This window comes from Bradyrhizobium sp. SZCCHNR1093 (genome assembly GCF_032381175.1).
GTDB lineage: Bacteria > Pseudomonadota > Alphaproteobacteria > Rhizobiales > Xanthobacteraceae > Bradyrhizobium.
Window position 1 is genome coordinate 236,276 of the sequence record NZ_JAUHJJ010000004.1, and the last position, 20,259, is coordinate 256,534.

The 20,259-nt window shown below is 65.4% G+C and carries 19 protein-coding genes; 6 read left to right on the forward strand and 13 right to left on the reverse strand.

The annotated features are described in order from the left end of the window. The first annotated feature begins 57 nt into the window (after positions 1 to 57). The 3 genes from QX070_RS15690 to QX070_RS15700 all read left to right on the forward strand — a co-directional run bounded on the left by QX070_RS15690 (position 58) and on the right by QX070_RS15700 (position 3,756). Positions 58 to 1,848 (forward strand): NirA family protein, encoded by a 1,791-nt coding sequence (locus QX070_RS15690; RefSeq protein ID WP_315737924.1) that lies wholly within the window; start codon positions 58 to 60, stop codon positions 1,846 to 1,848. Then, positions 1,845 to 3,446 carry a sulfite reductase subunit alpha gene (locus QX070_RS15695; RefSeq protein WP_315737925.1) on the forward strand — a complete coding sequence of 534 codons (1,602 nt, stop codon included), beginning with the start codon at positions 1,845 to 1,847 and terminating at the stop codon, positions 3,444 to 3,446. Before QX070_RS15690 ends, QX070_RS15695 begins: the two co-directional genes overlap by 4 nt. A 160-nt stretch (positions 3,447 to 3,606) precedes the next feature. After that, positions 3,607 to 3,756 carry a hypothetical protein gene (locus tag QX070_RS15700; protein WP_315737926.1) on the forward strand — a complete coding sequence of 50 codons (150 nt, stop codon included), beginning with the start codon at positions 3,607 to 3,609 and terminating at the stop codon, positions 3,754 to 3,756. Between the two features lie 6 nt (positions 3,757 to 3,762). Here the strand turns inward: QX070_RS15700 and QX070_RS15705 are convergent, their stop codons facing one another. From QX070_RS15705 to pxpB, 3 genes are read right to left on the reverse strand one after another with little or no spacing between them, the layout of a single operon-like run. Continuing rightward, positions 3,763 to 4,530: a 5-oxoprolinase subunit PxpA gene (locus QX070_RS15705; RefSeq protein ID WP_315737927.1), complete on the reverse strand. Its 768-nt coding sequence runs from the start codon at positions 4,528 to 4,530 to the stop codon at positions 3,763 to 3,765. 50 nt (positions 4,531 to 4,580) lie between these two features. Beyond that, positions 4,581 to 5,615 carry a biotin-dependent carboxyltransferase family protein gene (locus tag QX070_RS15710; protein WP_315737928.1) on the reverse strand — a complete coding sequence of 345 codons (1,035 nt, stop codon included), beginning with the start codon at positions 5,613 to 5,615 and terminating at the stop codon, positions 4,581 to 4,583. Beyond that, on the reverse strand, positions 5,612 to 6,343 hold the full coding sequence (gene pxpB, locus QX070_RS15715) for a 5-oxoprolinase subunit PxpB (protein ID WP_315737929.1): 732 nt from the start codon (positions 6,341 to 6,343) through the stop codon (positions 5,612 to 5,614). Before pxpB ends, QX070_RS15710 begins: the two co-directional genes overlap by 4 nt. A gap of 247 nt (positions 6,344 to 6,590) precedes the next feature. Between pxpB and QX070_RS15720 the strand changes: the two genes are divergently transcribed. Together QX070_RS15720 and QX070_RS15725 are read left to right on the forward strand one after the other, a co-directional pair. Then, complete coding sequence (locus tag QX070_RS15720; protein ID WP_315737930.1) at positions 6,591 to 7,289, forward strand: ribonuclease activity regulator RraA; 699 nt, start codon at positions 6,591 to 6,593, stop codon at positions 7,287 to 7,289. 48 nt (positions 7,290 to 7,337) lie between these two features. Next, on the forward strand, positions 7,338 to 7,745 hold the full coding sequence (locus tag QX070_RS15725) for a cupin domain-containing protein (RefSeq protein WP_315737931.1): 408 nt from the start codon (positions 7,338 to 7,340) through the stop codon (positions 7,743 to 7,745). Positions 7,746 to 7,834: 89 nt separating this feature from the next. Here the strand turns inward: QX070_RS15725 and QX070_RS15730 are convergent, their stop codons facing one another. Together QX070_RS15730 and QX070_RS15735 are read right to left on the reverse strand one after the other, a co-directional pair. After that, a complete protein-coding gene (locus QX070_RS15730) occupies positions 7,835 to 8,722 on the reverse strand; it encodes a DUF2147 domain-containing protein (protein WP_315737932.1) in 888 nt (295 codons plus the stop codon). A 91-nt stretch (positions 8,723 to 8,813) separates the two neighbouring features. After that, positions 8,814 to 9,302, reverse strand: a complete 489-nt coding sequence (locus QX070_RS15735) for an Lrp/AsnC family transcriptional regulator (RefSeq protein WP_315737933.1) — start codon at positions 9,300 to 9,302, stop codon at positions 8,814 to 8,816. A gap of 133 nt (positions 9,303 to 9,435) precedes the next feature. On the opposite strand from QX070_RS15735, the gene QX070_RS15740 reads away from it, so the two are divergent. Beyond that, positions 9,436 to 10,455 carry a 1-aminocyclopropane-1-carboxylate deaminase gene (locus tag QX070_RS15740; RefSeq protein ID WP_315737934.1) on the forward strand — a complete coding sequence of 340 codons (1,020 nt, stop codon included), beginning with the start codon at positions 9,436 to 9,438 and terminating at the stop codon, positions 10,453 to 10,455. Between the two features lie 1,011 nt (positions 10,456 to 11,466). Here the strand turns inward: QX070_RS15740 and QX070_RS15745 are convergent. The 8 genes from QX070_RS15745 to QX070_RS15780 all read right to left on the reverse strand — a co-directional run bounded on the left by QX070_RS15745 (position 11,467) and on the right by QX070_RS15780 (position 20,242). Continuing rightward, positions 11,467 to 11,748: a GNAT family N-acetyltransferase gene (locus QX070_RS15745; protein ID WP_315737935.1), complete on the reverse strand. Its 282-nt coding sequence runs from the start codon at positions 11,746 to 11,748 to the stop codon at positions 11,467 to 11,469. Positions 11,749 to 11,817: 69 nt separating this feature from the next. Next, positions 11,818 to 14,991 carry an efflux RND transporter permease subunit gene (locus QX070_RS15750; protein ID WP_315737936.1) on the reverse strand — a complete coding sequence of 1,058 codons (3,174 nt, stop codon included), beginning with the start codon at positions 14,989 to 14,991 and terminating at the stop codon, positions 11,818 to 11,820. Beyond that, entirely contained in the window at positions 14,988 to 16,412 is a 1,425-nt protein-coding gene (locus QX070_RS15755; RefSeq protein WP_315737937.1) for an efflux RND transporter periplasmic adaptor subunit, read from the reverse strand. The genes QX070_RS15750 and QX070_RS15755 overlap by 4 nt, the downstream gene beginning before the upstream one ends. Positions 16,413 to 16,489: 77 nt before the next feature. Beyond that, complete coding sequence (locus QX070_RS15760) at positions 16,490 to 16,882, reverse strand: FixH family protein (protein ID WP_315737938.1); 393 nt, start codon at positions 16,880 to 16,882, stop codon at positions 16,490 to 16,492. 91 nt (positions 16,883 to 16,973) lie between these two features. Further along, the gene (locus QX070_RS15765) at positions 16,974 to 17,342 is read right to left on the reverse strand and encodes a hypothetical protein (RefSeq protein ID WP_315737939.1); all 369 of its coding nucleotides are present in this window, start codon (positions 17,340 to 17,342) and stop codon (positions 16,974 to 16,976) included. Positions 17,343 to 17,616: 274 nt separating this feature from the next. Continuing rightward, positions 17,617 to 18,408 (reverse strand): transporter substrate-binding domain-containing protein, encoded by a 792-nt coding sequence (locus QX070_RS15770; protein WP_315737940.1) that lies wholly within the window; start codon positions 18,406 to 18,408, stop codon positions 17,617 to 17,619. Positions 18,409 to 18,580: 172 nt separating this feature from the next. Continuing rightward, on the reverse strand, positions 18,581 to 18,991 hold the full coding sequence (locus tag QX070_RS15775) for a hypothetical protein (RefSeq protein WP_315737941.1): 411 nt from the start codon (positions 18,989 to 18,991) through the stop codon (positions 18,581 to 18,583). 252 nt (positions 18,992 to 19,243) lie between these two features. Further along, entirely contained in the window at positions 19,244 to 20,242 is a 999-nt protein-coding gene (locus QX070_RS15780; protein ID WP_315737942.1) for a hydroxyacid dehydrogenase, read from the reverse strand. Positions 20,243 to 20,259: the final 17 nt, after the last annotated feature.

Genomic DNA, 20,259 nt, shown 5'->3' on the forward strand with positions numbered 1-20,259 from the left:
TCCTCATCCCATTCCCGAACGCCAATCGCCCTGGCCGCTGGAGCTTCGTCCGCCATCATGAAAATCGAATCGTTGTCAGTCGACTTCAACGACGAGCAGAAGCGCTATCTCGAAGGGTTGGCCGCGGGCCTCAAGGTCACGCTCGCAGGACGCGGCCAGGGTGGCGCGCCGACAGCAAGCGAGCCGACCGGTCCGGACGCCATCCACATCAAGGCGCAGGACAAGGTGATCGCGTCGGGACGGAAGCTCGCCGACCAGGAAAAGGTCAAGCGCGAAGGACATCCGTTCGATGCCTACGAACGGCTGAAGGAGCAGGCGCGCAACGATGCCGCGCCATCCACGGCCGACAATTTCCGTTGGCGCTACTACGGCCTGTTTCACGTCGCTCCGGCGCAGGACTCCTACATGTGCCGTCTGCGCATCCCCAACGGCATCCTGAAGCATTGGCAGTTGACCGGCCTCGCCGATCTCGCCGACGAGCTTTGCGGTCCCTACAGCCACGTCACCACGCGGGCAAACCTGCAACTGCGCGAAATCCCACCCAGGCACGCGGTCATGCTGCTGGAGGGACTCTCGGATCTCGGTCTGACCGCTCGCGGCTCCGGCGCCGACAACATCCGCAACGTAACGGGAACGCCGACCGCCGGCATCGATCCGCAGGAATTGCTGGATACGCGGCCCTATGCGCGCGAATGGCATTTCCACATCCTCAACGACCGCTCGCTGTACGGCCTGCCACGCAAGTTCAACGTCGCTTTCGATGGTGCCGGGCAGATCGCGGCGCTCGAGGACACCAACGACATTGCGTTCTCGGCGGTCGAGGTGAAGGACGGTTTTGGGGTTGCGCCCGGCGTGTGGTTCAGACTCGGCCTCGGCGGCATTACGGGACACAAGGATTTTGCCAAGCCGACCGGAATCATCGTCGAGCCGGAGCGGGCGACCGAGGTGGCTGACGCCATCGTGCGGCTCTTTATCGAGACCGGCGACCGCACCAATCGTCTCAAAGCGCGGCTCAAATATGTGCTCGACAACATGGGGCACGACAAGTTCATGGAAGCCGTCGAGACGAGGCTCGGCCGCAAGCTTGCGCGCGTGCCGGACGAGGCGCTCGAGCCGCGGCCCGACTCCGACCGCATGGCCCATGTCGGCGTGCACCAGCAGAAGCAGCAAGGGTTGAACTGGATCGGCGTCGTGCTGCCGCTGGGCAAGCTGACCACGGATCAGATGCGCGCGCTCGCCAAGATCGCTGCGGATCTCGGCGACGGCGAGATCCGGCTCACGGTGTGGCAGAACCTGCTGTTATCCGGCGTCCGCGACGACAAGGTCGCGCTGGCCTGCGCCGCGGTCGAGCAGATCGGACTGTCGGTCAAGGCCTCGCACATCCGCGCCGGACTGATCGCCTGCACAGGCAACGCCGGCTGCAAGTTCGCAGCATCCAACACCAAGAAACATGCGGCCGAGATCGGCGACTGGTGCGAGAGCAGGGTGGACGTCGACACGCCGCTGAACATTCATCTCACCGGTTGTCATCACTCCTGCGCCCAGCACTACATCAGCGACATCGGCTTGATCGCGGCAAAGGTGCCGGTTGGTGACGGCGACGACACGGTCGAAGGCTATCATCTGTTCGCCGGGGGAGGTTTCGGCCCCCAGGCCGATATCGGCCGCGAGGTCTATCGCGACCTCAAGGCGGCGGATGCGCCTGTAACCGTCGAGAAGCTGCTCAAGGCCTATCTCGCCCATCGCGCCTCGCCCGAAGAGACCTTCCTGTCGTTCGCACGCCGTCACGACGGCGAAGCGCTGCGCAATCTCGCCGAAGCCCAGACCTCGTCGCAGGTGTCAGCATGAACCAGATCACGCCCATGCCCAACATCGATATCATTCCTCCGACGGCGCCATTTTCCGAGGCGCAGCGCTCGTGGCTCAACGGCTTCCTGGCCGGAGCGCTCGGTCTAGACGGCTCGACAGCATTGTCGCCGGCGCAGAACGGCGCTGTGCTCGCGCCCGCAGGCGACGGTGATGACGGCGAGGCGCCATGGCACGATCAGACCATGCCGATCGCCGAACGTATGAAGCTGGCCGAGGGTCGCCCGCTGCGCCGGCGCATGATGGCGGCCATGGCGCAGCAGGACTGCGGCCAATGTGGCTACAATTGCAACGACTATTCGGATGCGATCGCCGGTCGCAGCGAGGCGCGGCTGAATCTGTGCGTCCCCGGTGGCAAAGAAACCGCGCGGATGCTGAAGGCTCTTTACGAGGAGATCGACACGGCTCCGGCGGCCGCCAAGCCCGCTGCTGCTGCGCCGGCCACCGTCTCCGTCGTCGTCAGCGAGCCCGGCCGCTCGCGCGACAATCCGGTCGAGGCGACGTTCCTGTCGCGGCGCCTGCTCAACAAGCCGGGCTCGGAGAAAGAGACCTGGCACATCGAGTTTGATCTGGGAGAGAGCGGGCTCGACTACGTCGTCGGCGATTCCTTCGGCATCTTCGCCAAGAATGATCTCGGCCTGGTCGACCAGATCATCGCGCTGCTCGGCGCCTCGCACATGACCGAGGTGAAGGGAAAGCCGCTGCGGCAGTGCCTCTTGGAGGATGTCTCGCTGGCGCCGGCACCGGATTCGCTGTTCGAGCTGATCTCCTTCATCACCGGCGGCGCGACCCGCGAGAAGGCGCGGCAACTGGCGCAGGGTGAGGATCCCGATGGCGATGCGGCGACGCTCGATGTGATGGCGGTGCTGCAGAAGTTCTCCGGTGTCCGGCCGCATCCCGAAGCCTTCGTCGAGGCGCTGGAGCCGCTGCAGCCGCGGCTCTACTCGATCTCGTCGTCGCACAATGCCACGCCCGGCAAGTTGTCGCTGACGGTCGACTGCGTCCGCTACGTCATCGGGAAGCGCAAGCGGCTGGGCCTCGCCTCGACGTTCCTGGCCGAGCGGATTAATCCCGGCGACAAGCTGCGCGTCTATGTGCAGAAGGCGCATGGCTTCGCGCTGCCGGCCGATCCCAAGACGCCGATCATCATGGTCGGCCCCGGCACCGGCGTTGCTCCGTTCCGTGCCTTCCTGCTCGATCGCAGGGCGACCGGCGCGCCGGGCAAGAACTGGCTGTTCTTCGGCCATCAGCGCAGCGACTGCGACTTCTTCTACGCCGACGAGCTCAACGCCATGAAGACCGCGGGCCTCTTGACGCGGCTGTCGCTGGCGTGGTCGCGCGACGGCGACAAGAAGTTCTACGTCCAGGACCGCATGCGCGAGGTCGGCCGTGAGGTGTGGACCTGGCTCGCCGACGGCGCCCACCTCTACATCTGCGGCGACGCCAAGCGCATGGCCAAGGACGTCGAGCGCGCCCTGGTCGACATCGTCGCCCAGTTTGGTGCCCGGTCCACGGATGAGGCCGTCAGCTTCGTTGCGGACCTCAAGAAGAAGGGCCGGTTCCAGCTCGACGTCTACTGAGCCGGAACCCGATGGAGAATATTTCTCGGTCGGAACACCGATCGAGAATTTTTTGGTTCCAAGCGGACCCGAAACAGGGGGCTTGTCGTTATTTCGCCGGTTGCCTTGCACCCGGCCGCGGGAACGCTTTTCTCATGGCCGGAACTTCAGGAGACCGGCCATGCGGACGATATCGACGCCCCTGCGACACATGCCCCAGGCCCGCGCCATTCGCGAGCGCGGCACCGCGGTCGCGCTGGTTGCCTTCTACAGCGCGATGGCGCTGATTGCCGCGATCACCCTGGGCACGTCTTTCACGCATCCGTTCTGATTCTCATCACCTCTTGAACGGCGCGACCGTGATGGCGGCCGCGTCGAGTGCCTTGCGGACCTCGCGTGCGATCTCGACGGCGCCGGCGGTGTCGCCATGGATGCAGACGGTGTCGGTCCGCATCTTCATCACCTTGCCAGTCACCGAAATCACCGCGCCGTCCAGAACCATGCGCACGACGCGATCGGCGATGACCTTGGGATCGTGCAGCACCGCGCCGGGCTTGCTGCGCGACACCAGCAGTCCATCGTCGCCATAGGCGCGGTCGGCAAACACCTCGTGAGCCATCCTCAGATTGGCCTTCTCGCCAGCTGTCACCAGCTTGGAGTTGGCGAGCACGACGAAGATCAGGGTGGGATCGACGGCCTTGATCGCCTTGGCGATGGCGTTCGCCGTCATCTCGTCCTCGCAGGCGACATTGGACAGCGCGCCGTGTGCCTTCACATGCGTGACCTTGTGACCGGCCGCGGTGGCGATCGCCTGCAGGGCGCCGATCTGATAGGCTACGAGGTTCTCGATCTCCGATGATTTCAGCCCCGGCATCGGACGCCGACCGAAACCATGCAGATCGCGATAGCCGGGATGCGCGCCGACGCTGACGCCTTTGGCCTTCGCCATCTCGACCGTCCGCCGCATGATGTCGGCGTCACCGGCATGAAAGCCGCAGGCGACGTTGACCGATGTCGCCAGCTCGATCATCGCGACGTCATTGCCCATTTCCCACGGGCCGAAGCCTTCTCCGAGGTCGCAGTTCAGATCGACGGTGCTGGTCATGTCAGGGTCCGCTCGTTGATGGGTCCGAAGCAACGTGAGATGCGATCAGGTTAATCGAGAGTCACTTCGGGCCAGGTGGTGGCGTCGGTTGCGCTGACGGCATGACCGGCCACATTGGCCGTGAGCAGCGCATCGACGTTGAAGTCGCTGCTCGCGATCGCGGTGACGCGGCCGGGCAGGCTGCGCAACAGGCCCTTATAGCGGCGCAGCTCGGCCTGCGCCTCGGCCATGCTCACCGCCTTGAAGCGGAACGGCGTGCCGGCGGGCGTCTGCGCCAGGCGGCCGAAATCGGCTGTGATGACGGTCGCGATCTTCGGATAGCCGCCGCTGGTGCCGCGGTCCGACATCAGCACGATCGGCGAACCATTGCCGGGCACCTGGATGCTGCCGTCCACGGTGCCGTCCGAGACGATGTTGTGACCGTGCAGGTGGTGGATCTGCGGCCCCTCGAGCCGATAGCCCATGCGGTCGCTGGTCGCCGAGACCATCCAGTCGCTGCCGAGGAACAGCGCTTTCATCTCGTCGCTGAACTCGTCGTCCTGCGGCCCCATGACGACTCGAATCGCGCCGCTAATTTTCGGCAGATCGATCCGCAGTTCCGGCGCGTCGCCGGCGGGTGCGACCTCGAACACGTCGCCGGCCTGGAGCGGCCGCGGGTAGGGACTGCCAAGTCCAGCGCGTGCATTCACCGAGAGACTGTTGAACATCGGTTCGCCGGCGATGCCGCCTTCGACGGCGAGATAGGTGAAGGAGCCGCCGCGAGCAAAGCCGAGCGTGAGTTCCTCTCCGTCGTTCAGCGTCACCGACGTGTTGATCTCGACCTGCCGCTTGGCAACATCCGCCGGTCGTTGCGCGCCCGCGAGCGCCACGCGCACCGCGCCGCCCTTCGCCGTGAAGGTCGCGCCGAACGGGCCGATCTCGATCGCAGCCGCCATCGGCTCATTGCCGACGAGGCTGTTAGCTGCGGCCAGCGCCAGCTTGTCCATTGCACCGGACGGTGTCAGCCCGTAGCGCTGCGCGCCGAAACGCCCGCCATCCTGGACCGAGCTTGCCGGGCCGATCTGTGAGACGACGAGCGTGCTCATGCGGCGACCCGCTCGGCGATGAGCTCGCCGCCCTCGGCGGCGCGCTCCTGCTCCGCGAAGGTCTTGACGTCAACGGCATAGAAGCTGACCTCGTCGCCGGGCTCGAGCAGAAAGGTCGGCTCGCGATGCAGTTGAAACGTCCGCATCGCGGTGCGGCCAAGCAGGTGCCAGCCGCACGGGCCGGCAAGGCATTGGATGCCGGTCTGGATGCCGCCGATGGCGATGATGCCGGCCGGTGTCCAGAGCCGCGGATTCTGGCGGCGCGACATCTGCAGCGTGGGATCGAGACCGGACAAATAGGACCAGCCCGGTGTGAAGCCGATCATTGCGACGCGATAAGTGCTGGCGATATGGCGTGCGACGACTTCGTCCGGCGTGAGGCTCAACGCCTTGGCGACATCCTCGAGGTCGATGCCATTCTCTCCGCCATAGCAGACTGGAACCCGCCAGCGCCTGACCTCGCTGTCCGGCGCGAGCGACCCGGCCGACAGCGCGAAGAGCCTTGCCCCCAGCGTGTCGTGGTCGATGACGTCAGCATCATAATGCACGAGCAGCGAACGATAGGTCGGCACCGTCTCCGTGATGCCCTCGATCCCGGCCGCTGCCACTGCATGGTCGAGCGCCAGGACGCGGCGGTTGGCGATCTCGTCGATGGTCCGGCTGAACTCGACGGTGACGGCGCTGTCGCCGCTGGGCAGCAGGCGGGGAGGTGGAAAAGGATCGGCCATGAGTCCGAAGTGATCCGCGTTGATGGTCCCTGATCTAGCTCGTTTCGATCGCAAGTGGAATTGGGTCAAAGGCAAAAAGTCTCGAAAATTCAATAAATTAATCGGATGCTCGGCGATAAGAAGACTTTATCGGATGGGCGCAAGCCCCGCATGCGCTGGACGCACCGAGCATGCCCTTGACGCCGCCTTCGTCGCTCGCAAGATGCGCCTGCTTTTTCCGCCAGCTGTTTGGAGCGCCAGTCTCAAGATGTCCCTCACTCCCGAAGCCATCGCCACCCTGTCTCAAGTCACAACCGCGACCATCACGACGGTCTTGCTGAAGAAGGGGTTGCGCAATGTCTGGCTGCGCGGCGCCAAGCCGCTGCGCCCGGGACAGAAGCGGCTGGTCGGTCCCGCCTTCACGCTCCGCTTCGTGCCGGCGCGCGAGGATTTGGCGACGCCGGAATCGTGGTCGTCGCCGATCTCGACCCGCACCGCGATCGAGGCCATGCCCGAAGGCTGCATCGCCGTGGTCGATGCGATGGGCGTCAAGGACGCCGGCATCTTCGGCGACATCCTCTGCGCCCGCATGGTCAAGCGCGGCGTCACCGCGCTGATCACCGACGGCGTGGTGCGTGACCTCGAAGGCGTGCTCGGCACCGGGCTTCCGGTATGGTGCGACGGCTACGCTGCTCCGCCCTCGGTCGCCGGCCTGACCTTCGTCGGTTGGGGCGAGGCGATCGGCTGCGGCGGTGTGGCCGTGTTCCCGAACGACGTCGTCGTGGCCGACCAGGACGGTGCGGTGCTGATCCCGCAGGCGATGCTCGATCACGTGCTCGCCGAGGGCCCCGAGCAGGAACGCATGGAGGCCTGGATCGTCGACGAGGTGAACAAGGGCGCGGTGCTGCCGGGTCTCTATCCGATGAACGCAGAGACCAAGGCGCGTTACTCCGCGTCGAAGAAGTAGTTCACGGCCCCGATCAATCGACGGCACAGATTCAGGAAAGGTAGAACAATGGTCGAAGTCTATCTCGCGGGCTCTCGCCCCACCCGCCGCGCGGCGGCGGAAAGCTTTACGGGCACGGTCTGGCAGGATCCGATCATCACGCCACAGGCTCCGGCTCGCGTCGCCTCGGCGCGTGTCGCGTTCGAGCCGGGTGCTCGCACGGCCTGGCACACCCATCCCCTCGGGCAGACGCTCTATGTCATCCAGGGCGTCGGCCGCGTGCAGGCCAAGGGCGGGCCGGTGCGCGAGATCAAGGCCGGCGACGTCGTCTGGATTCCGCCGGGCGAGAAGCATTGGCATGGCGCAGCGCCGACCACCGGCATGGTCCACGTCGCGATGCATGAATCGCTCAATGGCGAGCACGTGACGTGGATGGAGCACGTCACCGACGAGGAATACGCCACCCAGGTCGGCTGAAGCTGAGCAGCCCCCGAGATCAGTTCGAGCGCGCGGTCGCAGGGCCGCGCGCTTTTCATTTGAAAGAGCGTCGACCGCAGGCGCGGCGCTCAGTTCACCCGCGTCCAGGTCTGGCCGCCGCAGAACATGCCGCCGAAGGCGCAGCCCTGCACGCGCAGACTGTCCATTCCCTTCAGCGCGATGGTCGAGTCGTAGGTGCTGCCGCTGTTCGGATCGAAGATGCGGCCGGTCCACTTCTTCTCCTGCGTCTTGTCGCTCGGACGCATGTTGATCAGGATCTGCTCGCCGTTCTGGTTGGTCTTTGCGTCCACGGCGTAGCCGCAGAGATTGGTGCCGCAGGGCTCGATGCGGATCTGGCCCTCCTTCTCCTCGGTCAACCAGATGCCGACCGGCGAGTTGGGATCGCGACCGGCGGTCTGCGCCGCAGCGGGCGGCGCGGCTGCGGTGGTCACGGCAGGCGTCTGGGCTGGGCGCGGTGGCGGCGGCGCGGCGGCAGGAGCCGGAGCCGCAGCAGGTGCCACAACGGCCGTCGCAGCGGCTGGCGGCGCAACCGGTGCCGCGGCGTTGGCGGCCGGGGCTGCCGTAGGCGGCAGCGGCGCTGGTGGCGCGGCTGATTGGGCGGGAGCAGGCGCAACCGGCGGGGTCGCCGGTACGGCTGCCGTCGGAGCTGGTGCGGGAGGAACAGGGGCTGGGGCCGCGGCGGCCGGAACCTGCGGCTGCGGGGCCGGCGTAACGGCCGCCTCGGCTGGCGCCTGGGCCGGCTTGTCCGCGCCGGGCTGCGGCCTGGCCGCCGGATCCGGATCGCGCTTGGTGCGCTTGGTCTTCTTCTGCTCGGTATTGTCGTAGACCCCGGGGATCTGCACGGTGCCGCGGTCGGGATCGATGCGGATCGTCTTGCCGCCGTATTCGATGACGTACTGCGCCTCGGCGGCACTGCTGGCCAGAACCAAAGCCACAACAGCCAACAGCCTCTTCATCCGTGTCTCCGCGATGTCGGTTGCTGATGTGAGCGAGCTCACGCGCAGTTAAGTCGCTGATGCGGCGTCCCCGGTTCAATGCGCCACCTGCTCAGAAATCGAGCGGCGCATTGTCGACGACCTCCTTCATCACGAAGAACGTGCGCGTCTGGCGCACGCCGGGCAGCGAGATCAGTTGGTCGCCATGCATCCGATTGAAGTCGTGCATGTCGCGGACGCGGATCTTCAGGAAGAAGTCGAAATCGCCGGCCACGAGATGACAGTCGAGCACGAATTTCAGCTTTCGGATCGCGGCCTCGAAGGTGCGAAAGCTCTCCGGCGTTGAACGGTCGAGCACGACCCCGACCAGGACCAGCGCGCTGCGCTCGACCTTCTCGGGCGCGATCTGGGCGCGCACACCGGTGATGTAGCCGTCGTCGAATAGCCGCTGCGTGCGGCGATGGCAGGTGGCGGGGCTGACGTGGACGGCGGCGGCGAGCTCGGCATTGGTCATCCGGCCGTCCTTCTGCAGCAATTGCAGAATGCGCCGGTCGACACGGTTCAGATCAGGGGTGGAAGCTTCTTTCGATTTCTGCGTCATTTGCGGATGTATCTATCGTCAAATCGCGACGATGCGGAGGTAAGCACGAAAACATTGGGCGATAAAGAGAGCACCTTTCTGAGGGATTTTCGTATGGTGAGGCGACCCTTTCATCCACCCACGGAGAGATCCCGTGCTTCGGCTCGACAAGTTCAAGAAGTATCCGCTCACCTTCGGCGCCACGCCCATCGAGCATCTGCCGCGGCTGACCGCGGCACTCGGCGGCAAGGTGCAGATCTACGCCAAGCGCGACGACTGCAATTCCGGCCTCGCGATGGGCGGCAACAAGCTGCGCAAGCTCGAATACATCATGCCCGACGCGATCGAGTCGAATGCCGACACGCTGGTCTCGATCGGCGGCGTGCAGTCCAACCACACCCGCATGGTCGCGGCGACTGCCGCCAAGATCGGCATGAAGTGCGTCGTGGTGCAGGAGAGCTGGGTGCCGCACGAGGACGCCGTCTATGACCGCGTCGGCAACATCCTGATGACGCGCCTGATGGGCGCCGACAGCCGAATCGTGCCGGATGGATTCGACATCGGCATCCGCAAGAGCTGGGAGGATGCGATCCAGTCGGTGAAGGATGCCGGCGGCAAGCCCTACGGCATTCCGGCCGGCGCCTCCGTGCACAAGTTCGGCGGCCTTGGCTATGTCGGCTTCGCCGAGGAGGTGAGGGCGCAGGAAGCCGAGATGGGCATCAAGTTCGACTACATCATCGTCTGCGTCGTGACCGGCTCGACCCAGGCCGGCATGATCGTCGGCTTCGCCGCCGACGGCCGCGCCGACCGCGTCATCGGCATCGACGCCTCCGGCACGCCGGAGCAGACCCGCACCCAGGTGCGCCAGATCGTCGACAACACCGCCGAGCTCGTCGAGCTCGGCCGCAAGGTCCGCGACGACGAGATCGTGATCCTGAATGACTACGCCTATCCGGCCTATGGCGTGCCGAGCGCCGAGACCAACGAGGCCATCCGCCTCGCCGCCCGCACCGAGGCGATGATCACCGACCCGGTCTATGAGGGCAAGTCGATGCAGGGCATGATCGACCTGGTCAAGAAGGGCTACTTCCCGGAAGGCTCGAAGGTGCTCTATGCGCATCTCGGTGGTGCCCCGGCGATCAACGGCTACAGCTACACGTACCGGAACGGGTGAGGGCGGTTTCGTCTTCCGCCGCAGCGTAGCGGTGGTCCGAGGTCCAACACCACATTCCGCTGTCGTCCCGGCCTTCGGGCCGGGACCCATAGCCGCCGGCGGTGCTGTTGTCGTCCTCTGCATCTCCGGCTGTGCCTCAAACCACGGCCTGTGAGTATGGGTCCCGGCTCAAGGCCGGGACGACACCGAATGTGTCGCGCGAGCGATCCACACATGACGTCGCCTTCTCGCGACGCGCCAGCGTCCGAGGGATCCATCAGTTCGCCCCTCTGAATGAAGAGGGCGCAGGGAATGCCGGGTGAGGGCCTCACCCATGGCCCGCCTGCAACAAGAAAAGCAGGCGGCAGTTACCACAGGATCAGCCGAACATCCGGCATTCCCTGCGCGACGGTCTTAACGCTTATACGCAGTCTCCCTGGTGCGCCGGGCTTGTTGGCCACCATGGCGACAATGCGCTTGCGCGCACTGCGCTGGACACCAGCATCGGGGTGTCAGGACGCTGCGATTTCACGTCCGCGCCGTGCCGTTCGTCCGCGTGCAAGCACGCTGCGGCAAAACGCGGCCATCGCCTCCCCACCTCGCGTGTCGTGACGATCGCGCGCAACGCCCCTCTCGTTGAGGTGGGATGGCGGCAGTCAATCATAGTTTCCGGAAAAACGAAATGTGAATATTTTTAGCGCAAGGACTGGACAGGGGTCTTCGCGTTGAAATGACTGCAGGACTTTGCGTTTTGCGTCCTGCTGGACATTCCATGTCAGGTTCCGGCTGCGGCCTCATCTCGGAATCCGCAGTATCCCAATGGAGACCCCGACCGCCGTCTTGTATAAGCCCCGCGATAATGCTCTCCGGAGACATCCACAGCAGCGAAATCATCGCACTATGCTACACTCACGCTACCACGAACGCCGTCGAGATCACGTTCTCATAGCGGCCGTCGATGCGGACGGCGTAGCGTTGCAGCCCTTCGGCTCGGAAGCCGACGTCCTTGTAAAAGGCGATCGCATTCATGTTCTACTCGCACACGGTCAGCTTGATGCGCGTGAGGCCGACGGCAAGCGCGGCGTCCATCGTCCGTCGAATGAGAGCACGACCAATTCCGCGGCCGCGATGAGCTGGCAGCAGACCTATGCCGAGGGTGCCGCAATGGGCGTAATCACCAGGCAAGCACGTGTCCTGCGCCAGACGAGGGGAGGCAATGGCGCTGTCGGCGCAACGCAGGTCGCGCAGCTCCCCCAAGGCAGCATATTGGAAGACGGCTGTTCTCGCGTGCCACCGCGAGCGCGCGACCCGCAAGTCCCGTCGACGTGTCCAAGCGAGCCTGGCGGCAGGGCGATGACCTAACCTCCGTCTCGAAGCTTCGGCTCAAGCCGCCTCTGCCACCGGTTCCGATCCATCGCCAGAGGTGCCGCGCGCCGCTGTGCTGCCGGATGACAGGCCACGTCCTTTCACCAGACCGAATATGGCGGGGATCACGATCAGAGTGAGCAGAGTCGATGAGATCATGCCGCCGATCATGGGGACGGCGATGCGCTGCATGATCTCGGAGCCCGTACCATTGCTCCACATGATCGGAAGCAGACCTGCCATGATGGCGACCACGGTCATCATCTTCGGCCGGACGCGCTCGACGGCGCCCTCCATGATCGCGTCATGGAGATCGCGCCGGGTCAAGGGCGCGCCCTCAGCGGCCCGCCTGGCTTTCATCTCGGCGAGCGCGTGGTCGAGATAGATCAGCATCACGACGCCGGTCTCAGCGGCCACGCCGGCGAGTGCAATGAAGCCGACCGCGACGGCGACCGATAGATTGAAGCCGAGCCACCACATCATCCAGATGCCGCCCACCAGCGCGAACGGCAGCGACAGCATCACGATCAGGGTCTCCGTCATGGCCCGGAAGTTCAGATAGAGCAGCAGGAAGATGATGGAGAGCGTCACGGGGACGACGATCTTGAGGCGGGCAGCGGCCCGCTGCAGATATTCGTACTGGCCGCTCCAGACCACGTAGGTGCCGGCTGGAAACTGGATGTTCTCGGTGACGGCGCGCTGCGCGTCGGCGACGTAGCTGCCGATGTCGCGATCGCGGATGTCGACATAGATGTAAGTTGCAAGCTGTCCGTTCTCGGTCCGGATCGAGGTGGGTCCCCGGACCGGCTCGATCCTGGCGACCTCGCCGAGCGGCACGGCGCCGCCGGCCGGCATCGGCACCAGGACATCGTCGGCGATGGCCTTCGGATTGTCGCGGAGATCGCGCGGATACCTCATGTTGACCGTGAAGCGTTGGCGGCCCTCCACCGTGGTGGTGACCGTCTGGCCGCCGAGCGCAGCCGCGATCGTATCCTGGACGTCCTGGACCAGCAGGCCGTAACGGGCGAGCGCCTCGCGGTCGGGTGTGATCTCGAGGTAGTAGCCGCCGATGCCGCGCTCGGCATAGGCCGAGGACGTTCCGGGGACGGTCTTGATGACCCGTTCGATCTGCTTTGCCAGGCGATCGATCTCGGTCAAATCAGTGCCCATCACCTTCACGCCGATCGGCGTGCGGATGCCGGTCGAGAGCATGTCGATGCGGGCCTTGATCGGCATCGTCCAGGCGTTGGAAACGCCGGGGAATTGCAACGCCTTGTCCATCTCGGCGATCAGGCTGTCGATCGTGACGCCAGGGCGCCATTGATCCCTCGGCGTGAGGTTGACGACTGTCTCGAACATCTCGATCGGCGCGGGATCGGTTGCGGTCGCCGCCCGCCCGGCCTTGCCGTAGACCGAAGCGACCTCCGGGAACGATTTGATGATGCGGTCCTGCATCTGCATCAGCTCCGCGGCCTTGGTCACGGAGATGCCGGGCAGGGTCGTGGGCATATAGAGCAGCGTGCCCTCGTTCAAGCTGGGCATGAACTCGGTGCCGAGCTGGCGCGCCGGCCAGATGGAGATGGCGAGCACCGCGACCGCGGCAAGGATTACGATCGTCTTGGCCCGCAACACGCCCTTGATGACGGGCCGGTAGATCCAGATCAGCAAGCGGTTGATGACGTTGCGGCGCTCGGGAATGATTCTGCCGCGCACGAAGATCACCATCAGCGCCGGCACCAGCGTGACCGACAGCAGCGCGGCCGCCGCCATCGCGAACGTCTTGGTGAAGGCGAGCGGGCTGAACAGCCGGCCTTCCTGCGACTCCAGCGTGAAGATCGGCATGAACGACACGGTGATGATCAGGAGGCTGAAGAACAGGGCAGGGCCGACCTCCGCGGCCGCGTCGATCAGGATTTGAACACGCGATTGGTCGGGCTTGGCCCGCTCGAGGTGCTTGTGGGCGTTCTCGATCATGACGATCGCGGCATCGACCATGGCGCCGATCGCAATCGCGATGCCGCCCAGGCTCATGATGTTCGAGCCGAGCCCAAGCAGTCTCATCGCGCCGAACGCCATGAGCACGCCGACCGGGAGCATCAGGATCGCGACCAGGGCGCTGCGGACGTGCAGCAGGAAGACGACGCAGACGAGGGCGACGACGATGCTCTCCTCGAGCAGGGTGTGCTTGAGCGTGGCTATGGCGGCATAGATCAGGTTCGAGCGGTCGTAGACCGGAACGATCTCGACCGATTTTGGCAGACTGCTCGCGATCTCGTGCAAGCGCTTCTTGACGTTCTCGATGACATCGAGCGCGTTGACGCCGAAGCGCTGCAGCACGATGCCGCTGGCGACTTCGCCCTCGCCGTTGAGCTCGGCAATGCCGCGCCGCTCGTCCGGACCGAGCTCGACGGTTGCGACGTCGCGCAGCAGCACCGGCGTGCCGCCGGACGTCTTCAGCACGATGTTGCCGAGGTCGTTTATATTCTTGATGTAGCCCTTGCCGCGGATGACGTATTCGAACTCCGAGAGCTCGACGGTGCGGCCGCCGACATCGGCATTGCTGGAACGGATCGCATCGCGGATCTTCTGCGTGCTGACGCCGCGATCGCGCATCCGCTGCGGATCGAGAACGACGTTGTACTGCTTGACGAAGCCGCCGATGCTCGCGACCTCGGCGACACCTTCGGCCTTGGCCAATGCGAATTTGAGGGTCCAGTCCTGGATCGTGCGGGCGTCGGCGAGGTTCAGCTCCTTCGACATGACGGCGTATTGATAGACCCAGCCGACGCCGGTGGCGTCGGGGCCGATCGTGGGTGCAATTCCCGCCGGCAGCCGCGACGCTGCGCTGTTCAGGAATTCCATCACGCGCGAGCGTGCCCAATAGATGTCGGTGCCGTCCTCGAAGATGACGTAGACGAACGAGACGCCGAAGAACGAGAAGCCGCGCACGACCTTCGACTTCGGCACCGTGAGCATGGCCGTGGTCAGCGGATAGGTGACCTGATCCTCGATCACCTGCGGTGCCTGACCGGGATATTCGGTGTAGACGATGACCTGTGTATCCGACAGATCGGGGATCGCGTCGAGCGGCAGATGAATGAGCGCGTAGAAGCCGGCGGCTGCGGCGAAGCCGGTGCCGAACAGGACCAGCAGGAGATTGCGCGCGGACCAGGCGATGATGCGGGCGATCATTTGTGCGCTCCCATCCCGGCGTGATCGGCGTTGGCGGGCTGCTGCTCAGCCGCTTCGGCAAAGCTCTTCAACGCGGCCTTGAGGTTGCTCTCGGCATCAATCAGGAAGTTGGCTGACGTGACGACCGCCTCGCCCTCCGACAGACCGTCCCGCACCTCGACATAGCCGGCGCCGTGGCGGCCGAGCTTGACGGCGCGCGGCTCGTAGCGGCCGTCGCCCTTGTCGATCAGGACCGCCTGGCGACTGCCGGTGTCGAGCACGGCATCCGCCGGCACAGCCAGCACCGGCGCCGGGGCTGCGGTCTCGATCTCGGCATCGACATACATGTCAGGCAGCAGCGCGAGGTCCGGATTCGCGAGCTCGATCCGCACCCGCGCCGTCCGCGTGTCCTTGTTCACCTGGGGATAGATCACCGCGATCGCGCCAGCGAAGGTCCGCCCCGGGAAGCTGCGCGCGCGGATCATCACGGGCTGACCCACCGCGATGCTGCCGAGGTCGCGTTCGGCGACGTCGACCAGGGCCCAGACCAGCGAGATGTCGGCGATGCGGAACAGTACGTCGCCCGGATTGGCCCGCATGCCTTCGATCGCATTGCGCTCGAGCACGATGCCGTCGCGCGGCGCCGACCATTGCACCGTCACGGGGGCGACGTGCGACTTCTCCATGGCCGCGATGACCGGCTCCGGCACGTCCAGATTGGTCAGCCGCTGGCGCGAGCCGCGGCCATAGGCGGCATTGCCGCCGACGATGTTGGAATTGATGGTGGAGAGATATTCGGCGGCGGCCGCCGCGATCGCCGAGCTATAGATCTCCATCAGCGGCTGGCCCGCTCTGACGCGCGTGCCGGTCGTCACGTCGGCGACCTTCTGCACGAAGCTTTCGGTGCGCATCGCGATCACGGAGATGCGCCGCTCGTCGAGCTGGATGGTGCCCGGCGCCTTCACCGCGACGTGGAGCGTGCGCCGCTCGACCGGCGTTGACTTCACGCCGCTGCGCTGGATCTTGCCGGGCGACAGCTTCACCACGCCGTCGTCGGCCTCGTCGCCGTCGTAGACGGGAACGTAGTCCATTCCCATCGGGTCCTTCTTCGGAGTGGGAGACGTGTCCGGCAGGCCCATCGGATTGCGGTAGTAGAGAATCTTGCGTGAGGAGTCCGCCTGCTGCTTCGGCTTGGCCGGCTCCGGCCCCGCTTGATCGTCGTCATAGACGGGCAGATAGTCGTGCCCGCGATCGTCCTTCCTGGGGGTCGCCGACCAAGCGGGGGCACCGCTTGGGTCGCGATAGTACAGCGGCATCCGATCCGCCGCGGCGGCGGCAAGAGGGGCGCGAAACGACGGAGGCGTGGTCTGGATGGATACGAGCCCACCCAAGCCGAGGCCAGCACCGACCGCAATGGTCGCGAGCAGACGCAACGTGTTCATGGCATCACCGTGAGGCGCGCTAGGCGCGCGCTATCCGTTGGGAGACTGGGGCGCTCGTCGGGAGCGCCCCGCGAAGCTCACTTCGTCGCCTTGACGATGACCTTGCCGGTGACCGTCTCAGGCTCGCCCTGCACCTTGGCGGACAGCGTGACCTGGTAGCGCCCGGCCATCGGCAGGTCGGTCTTGAAGGCGTAGACGCCCGGTTCCTTCGACGGCAGCGGCGCCACGTCCGACACCATGTCGGCCATCCCGTCGGGAGCCATGTCGACGCGCGTCTTGAAGATGACCGCGTCGGCGACCGGCTTGCCGGTCTGCTTGTTGGTGAGACGAATGGCGACCGTGACATCGTCGCCCTTCTTCATCTCCGGAGTGACCGGCTCGAACGTGTAGTCAGTCGCGCCTGCCAGGGCGGCTGATGTGGCAAGCGAAAGGGTGGCGGCGAACGCCGCGATGCTGAGTCTGGAAAGCATGGTCCTGTCCTCATGAATGGATCTCGGCCGTGGCGCCGATGGCGCGCACGTCAGCGGTCGGCGCGCAGGCATGCGCGCGTCGGTAACGAGATCAGACTCGAGGAGGTCGGAAAGGAGGACTGCCGCTATCGAGGGAGGCCACCTGGTCGGCGGGAAGCGCCAGCGTGGTCGCCGCGATGGCGAGTGGAGCGACGACGATGGTCCTGATATCGCCGAGCGCAACCGTTCCGCCGGCGCAGCAGAAACCCATCCCACATTTGTCGCCGTGTGACGGGGAACTCGTCCCCTTCACGTCGTCAGGACAGCACTCGTCCATCGACATGTCGGCGCCATCGCCCATGGCCATGCTTGTCTGCATGTCGTTCGACGACATTGCGACCGCCGCCGTCGATGCGCCAATCGGCAGCATCGCCAGCGAGAGGGCGATCGCGAACGCCAGGATGGTACGAACAAGCCGCATCAGGATCCGAGTTTGCCTTGACCGCAGCATACCTTACTGCGCTTCTGGAGGCAGTCCTTGAGACGGGTCAAACTGCGCCATCGCGGACGCGATGGCTGCCAGGGTCGACGTCATCGACCACGATATACCCCCATGGGGTAGATTCCGCAAGCCGGGTGAATGTCCGGGCGAGCCGGGCATGACGACCGAAAGTCCGGTGAATTCCTGCCATTCCGGCGCGCGCCCGGTTTGAAGCGATGGTTCCGACAGGAGTCGCGCGGGGCAAATGGCAACGTCAATCAAACCAATTCTTGTAGATCGCCTGGTAGCTGCCGTTCTCCGTGGAGATATGCAGCCACTGATCCACGAACGCCTTCAGGGCGACGTCGCGCTGCAGCCAGTAGGCCTTCTCGGAGAAGTCGAACGGCTTCTCCGGGTGGACGGCGCAGAGCACGCCGGGATGCAGCTTCTGCTGATAGCGCGTCTCCGACGCGTCCGTCATCATCAGGTCGGCGTCGCCCTTGGCGATCTCCTCGAAGATCGTGACGTTGTCGTTGTGGACGCGGATGTCGGCGGCCTTGACGTTGGCGCGGGCGAAACGCTCGTTGGTGCCGCCGGGGTTGACGACGACGCGGGTGCCGGGTCTGTCGATGTCGGCCAGCGTCTGGTATTTCGACGTGTCCGAGCAGCGAGCGATCGGCGTCTTGCCCTCGCGCATGATCGCGGTCGAGAAGTAGCCCTTCTTCTGGCGGTCGAGCGTGATCGACACGCCGCCCATGGCGACGTCGAACTTGTCGGCCTCGAAATCCTTCATCAGTTGCGGCCAACTGGTCGGCACGAACTCGACCTTGACGCCGAGCGCCTTGCCGAGCGACTCGGCCATGTCGACGTCGAAGCCGGAGAATTTTCCGGTCGCCTTGTCGAGATAGGTGAAGGGCTTGTAGTCGCCGGTCATGCCGACCCGCAAGCTACCGCGCTGCATGATCTCGTCGAGGCGCGAGGCCTGCTCGGCGGCCGCCGGGACGGCAAGGCTGCAGACGAGGACGAGCCCAGTCAGGACGGACAGCGGACGATCGAAGAACCCCATGATGCGACACCTCGGCTTGAGTGGGACGAGGTTCTTCTTATACGAAGCGGTGTCGCTGGACGAGGGGCAGGGGGCGGCCGTTCGGATCGGCTCACGGCCGCCGCCGGCGGTCGAGCCTGCTGGTCCACCAGGCGATGCCGCGCATCATTCAACGATGCGGAGCGACCGAGCGCTAGGTCCGGCCGGGTCCTACCGGAGCAAACGCACCCTTGCCGGTCATCTCGTTCTTCAGCGCCTCGAAGCGCTCTGCCGCCTCGTGCGCACGGGTGTCGACCATGTCGATGGCGGCTTCGGCCGTCATCGGGCCGCTGCTGACGGCGATCGAGGTCGGCCCGACGGTCTCATCGACGTAGTAGCCGTCTTCGCCGCGCCGCGCGGTCCAGCGAAAGCGGATCGCAGAGATCGGGCCGGGACCGATCTTGGTGTAGCCGTCGGCCTCATCGAACGAGACCACCGTGCCTGCGGCCTTCTTGGCGGGAGAGTTGGGAGCAGGCGCGGCCGCCCGGTCGTCACGCTTCGCAGACTCCGGCTTGTCGAGGATGCTCGCTATCGTTGCGAGCGCGTGCTCCGTCGCAACACTCATGATCGCCTCTGTTCCTACTGACGCGCGCAAACGCCGACGCCAATAGCTATAGTTGTAGCGAAATCTGGGCGAGATGCAATAATGCGTTCAAATTTGGGCAACAAAGCGGTGGATGAGGATCTCGAGGAGTGCAGGAGGACGCTCGACTCAGCCGGCCCGTTCTCCAAAAATGGATGGCCGGGACGGAGCCCGGCCATGATTATTCGTGAGAACTGAGCATGGGTCAGTCCGAGGACGGCACCAGCTCGCGACTCAGAGCACGTCCTGATTGATCACGTTCTGCCGAATCGGATCGCCGTCGAGCACACTCAGGATGTTGCGCGCGGTCTGCTCGCTCATGCGGTCGACGGCCTCGCGGGTAACGCCTGCGACGTGCGGCGCCATGATCACGTTGGGTAGCGCATGCAGCGCGTGGCCGACCGGCGGCGGCTCCTGCTCGAACACGTCGAGGCCGGCGCCGGCGAGGCGGCCGGACAGCAGCGCGTCGTACAGCGCGGCCTCGTCGATCAGGCCACCGCGCGCGGTGTTGATCAGATAGGCGGACGGCTTCATCAGCCGCAGACGCGCGGCATTGAACAGGCCGATGGTCTCCGGCGTCTTCGGGCAGTGGATGCTGACGAAATCGGCGCGCGGCAGCGCGGCGTCGAGGTCGGTCACCGGCTCGCAGCCGGCGGCGGTGATATCGGCGGCGGGCTTGTACGGGTCGTAGACCAGGACGTGCATCTCCATCGCCAGGCAGCGCTTGGCGGTGCGGGTGCCGATGCGGCCGAAGCCGATGATCAGCACGGTCTTGCCGTAGAGATCGAACGGCAGCACGCCGAGCCGCGCGCCCCAGGTGCCGTCCCTGACCATCGCATGCATCTCGTTGGCGCGCTTTGCCAGCGTCAGCATCATGAACAGCGCTTGCTCGGCGACCGACGGCGAATTCGCGGTGCCCGCGACCATCAAGGGCACCTTGTGGCGGCTCAGCGCCGGCACGTCGACCGCGTCGAAGCCGACGCCGATCCGGGTCACGACCTTCATGTCGCCGGCAGCGACGAGCTCCGGCTCGCCGAACCGGGTCGCACCGAGGGCGACGCCATGCACCGGGGCATGGGAGGTGAGCAGCGCAGAAAAGTCCGCCGCCGAGATCATGTTGGGGAACTCGATCATCTCGACGTCGTCGCGCGCCGCGAGCAGCGCGCGTCCCTTGGCCGAGAAGGATTCCGTGACGAGGATCTTGTTCTTGTTGGTTGCCGTCCTGGTGGTCATATCCTGCCCTTGAAGCT

Coding starts and splice junctions, on each gene's coding strand:
- QX070_RS15690 (WP_315737924.1), top strand. CDS start 58: ATGAAAATCGAATCGTTGTCAGTCGACTTCAACGACGAGCAGAAGCGC.
- QX070_RS15695 (WP_315737925.1), top strand. CDS start 1,845: ATGAACCAGATCACGCCCATGCCCAACATCGATATCATTCCTCCGACG.
- QX070_RS15720 (WP_315737930.1), top strand. CDS start 6,591: ATGTCCCTCACTCCCGAAGCCATCGCCACCCTGTCTCAAGTCACAACC.
- pxpB (WP_315737929.1), bottom strand. CDS start 6,343: ATGGCCGATCCTTTTCCACCTCCCCGCCTGCTGCCCAGCGGCGACAGC.
- QX070_RS15730 (WP_315737932.1), bottom strand. CDS start 8,722: ATGAAGAGGCTGTTGGCTGTTGTGGCTTTGGTTCTGGCCAGCAGTGCC.
- QX070_RS15700 (WP_315737926.1), top strand. CDS start 3,607: ATGCGGACGATATCGACGCCCCTGCGACACATGCCCCAGGCCCGCGCC.
- QX070_RS15780 (WP_315737942.1), bottom strand. CDS start 20,242: ATGACCACCAGGACGGCAACCAACAAGAACAAGATCCTCGTCACGGAA.
- QX070_RS15750 (WP_315737936.1), bottom strand. CDS start 14,991: ATGATCGCCCGCATCATCGCCTGGTCCGCGCGCAATCTCCTGCTGGTC.
- QX070_RS15765 (WP_315737939.1), bottom strand. CDS start 17,342: ATGCGGCTTGTTCGTACCATCCTGGCGTTCGCGATCGCCCTCTCGCTG.
- QX070_RS15735 (WP_315737933.1), bottom strand. CDS start 9,302: ATGACGCAGAAATCGAAAGAAGCTTCCACCCCTGATCTGAACCGTGTC.
- QX070_RS15725 (WP_315737931.1), top strand. CDS start 7,338: ATGGTCGAAGTCTATCTCGCGGGCTCTCGCCCCACCCGCCGCGCGGCG.
- QX070_RS15710 (WP_315737928.1), bottom strand. CDS start 5,615: ATGAGCACGCTCGTCGTCTCACAGATCGGCCCGGCAAGCTCGGTCCAG.
- QX070_RS15760 (WP_315737938.1), bottom strand. CDS start 16,882: ATGCTTTCCAGACTCAGCATCGCGGCGTTCGCCGCCACCCTTTCGCTT.
- QX070_RS15705 (WP_315737927.1), bottom strand. CDS start 4,530: ATGACCAGCACCGTCGATCTGAACTGCGACCTCGGAGAAGGCTTCGGC.
- QX070_RS15755 (WP_315737937.1), bottom strand. CDS start 16,412: ATGAACACGTTGCGTCTGCTCGCGACCATTGCGGTCGGTGCTGGCCTC.
- QX070_RS15770 (WP_315737940.1), bottom strand. CDS start 18,408: ATGGGGTTCTTCGATCGTCCGCTGTCCGTCCTGACTGGGCTCGTCCTC.
- QX070_RS15775 (WP_315737941.1), bottom strand. CDS start 18,991: ATGAGTGTTGCGACGGAGCACGCGCTCGCAACGATAGCGAGCATCCTC.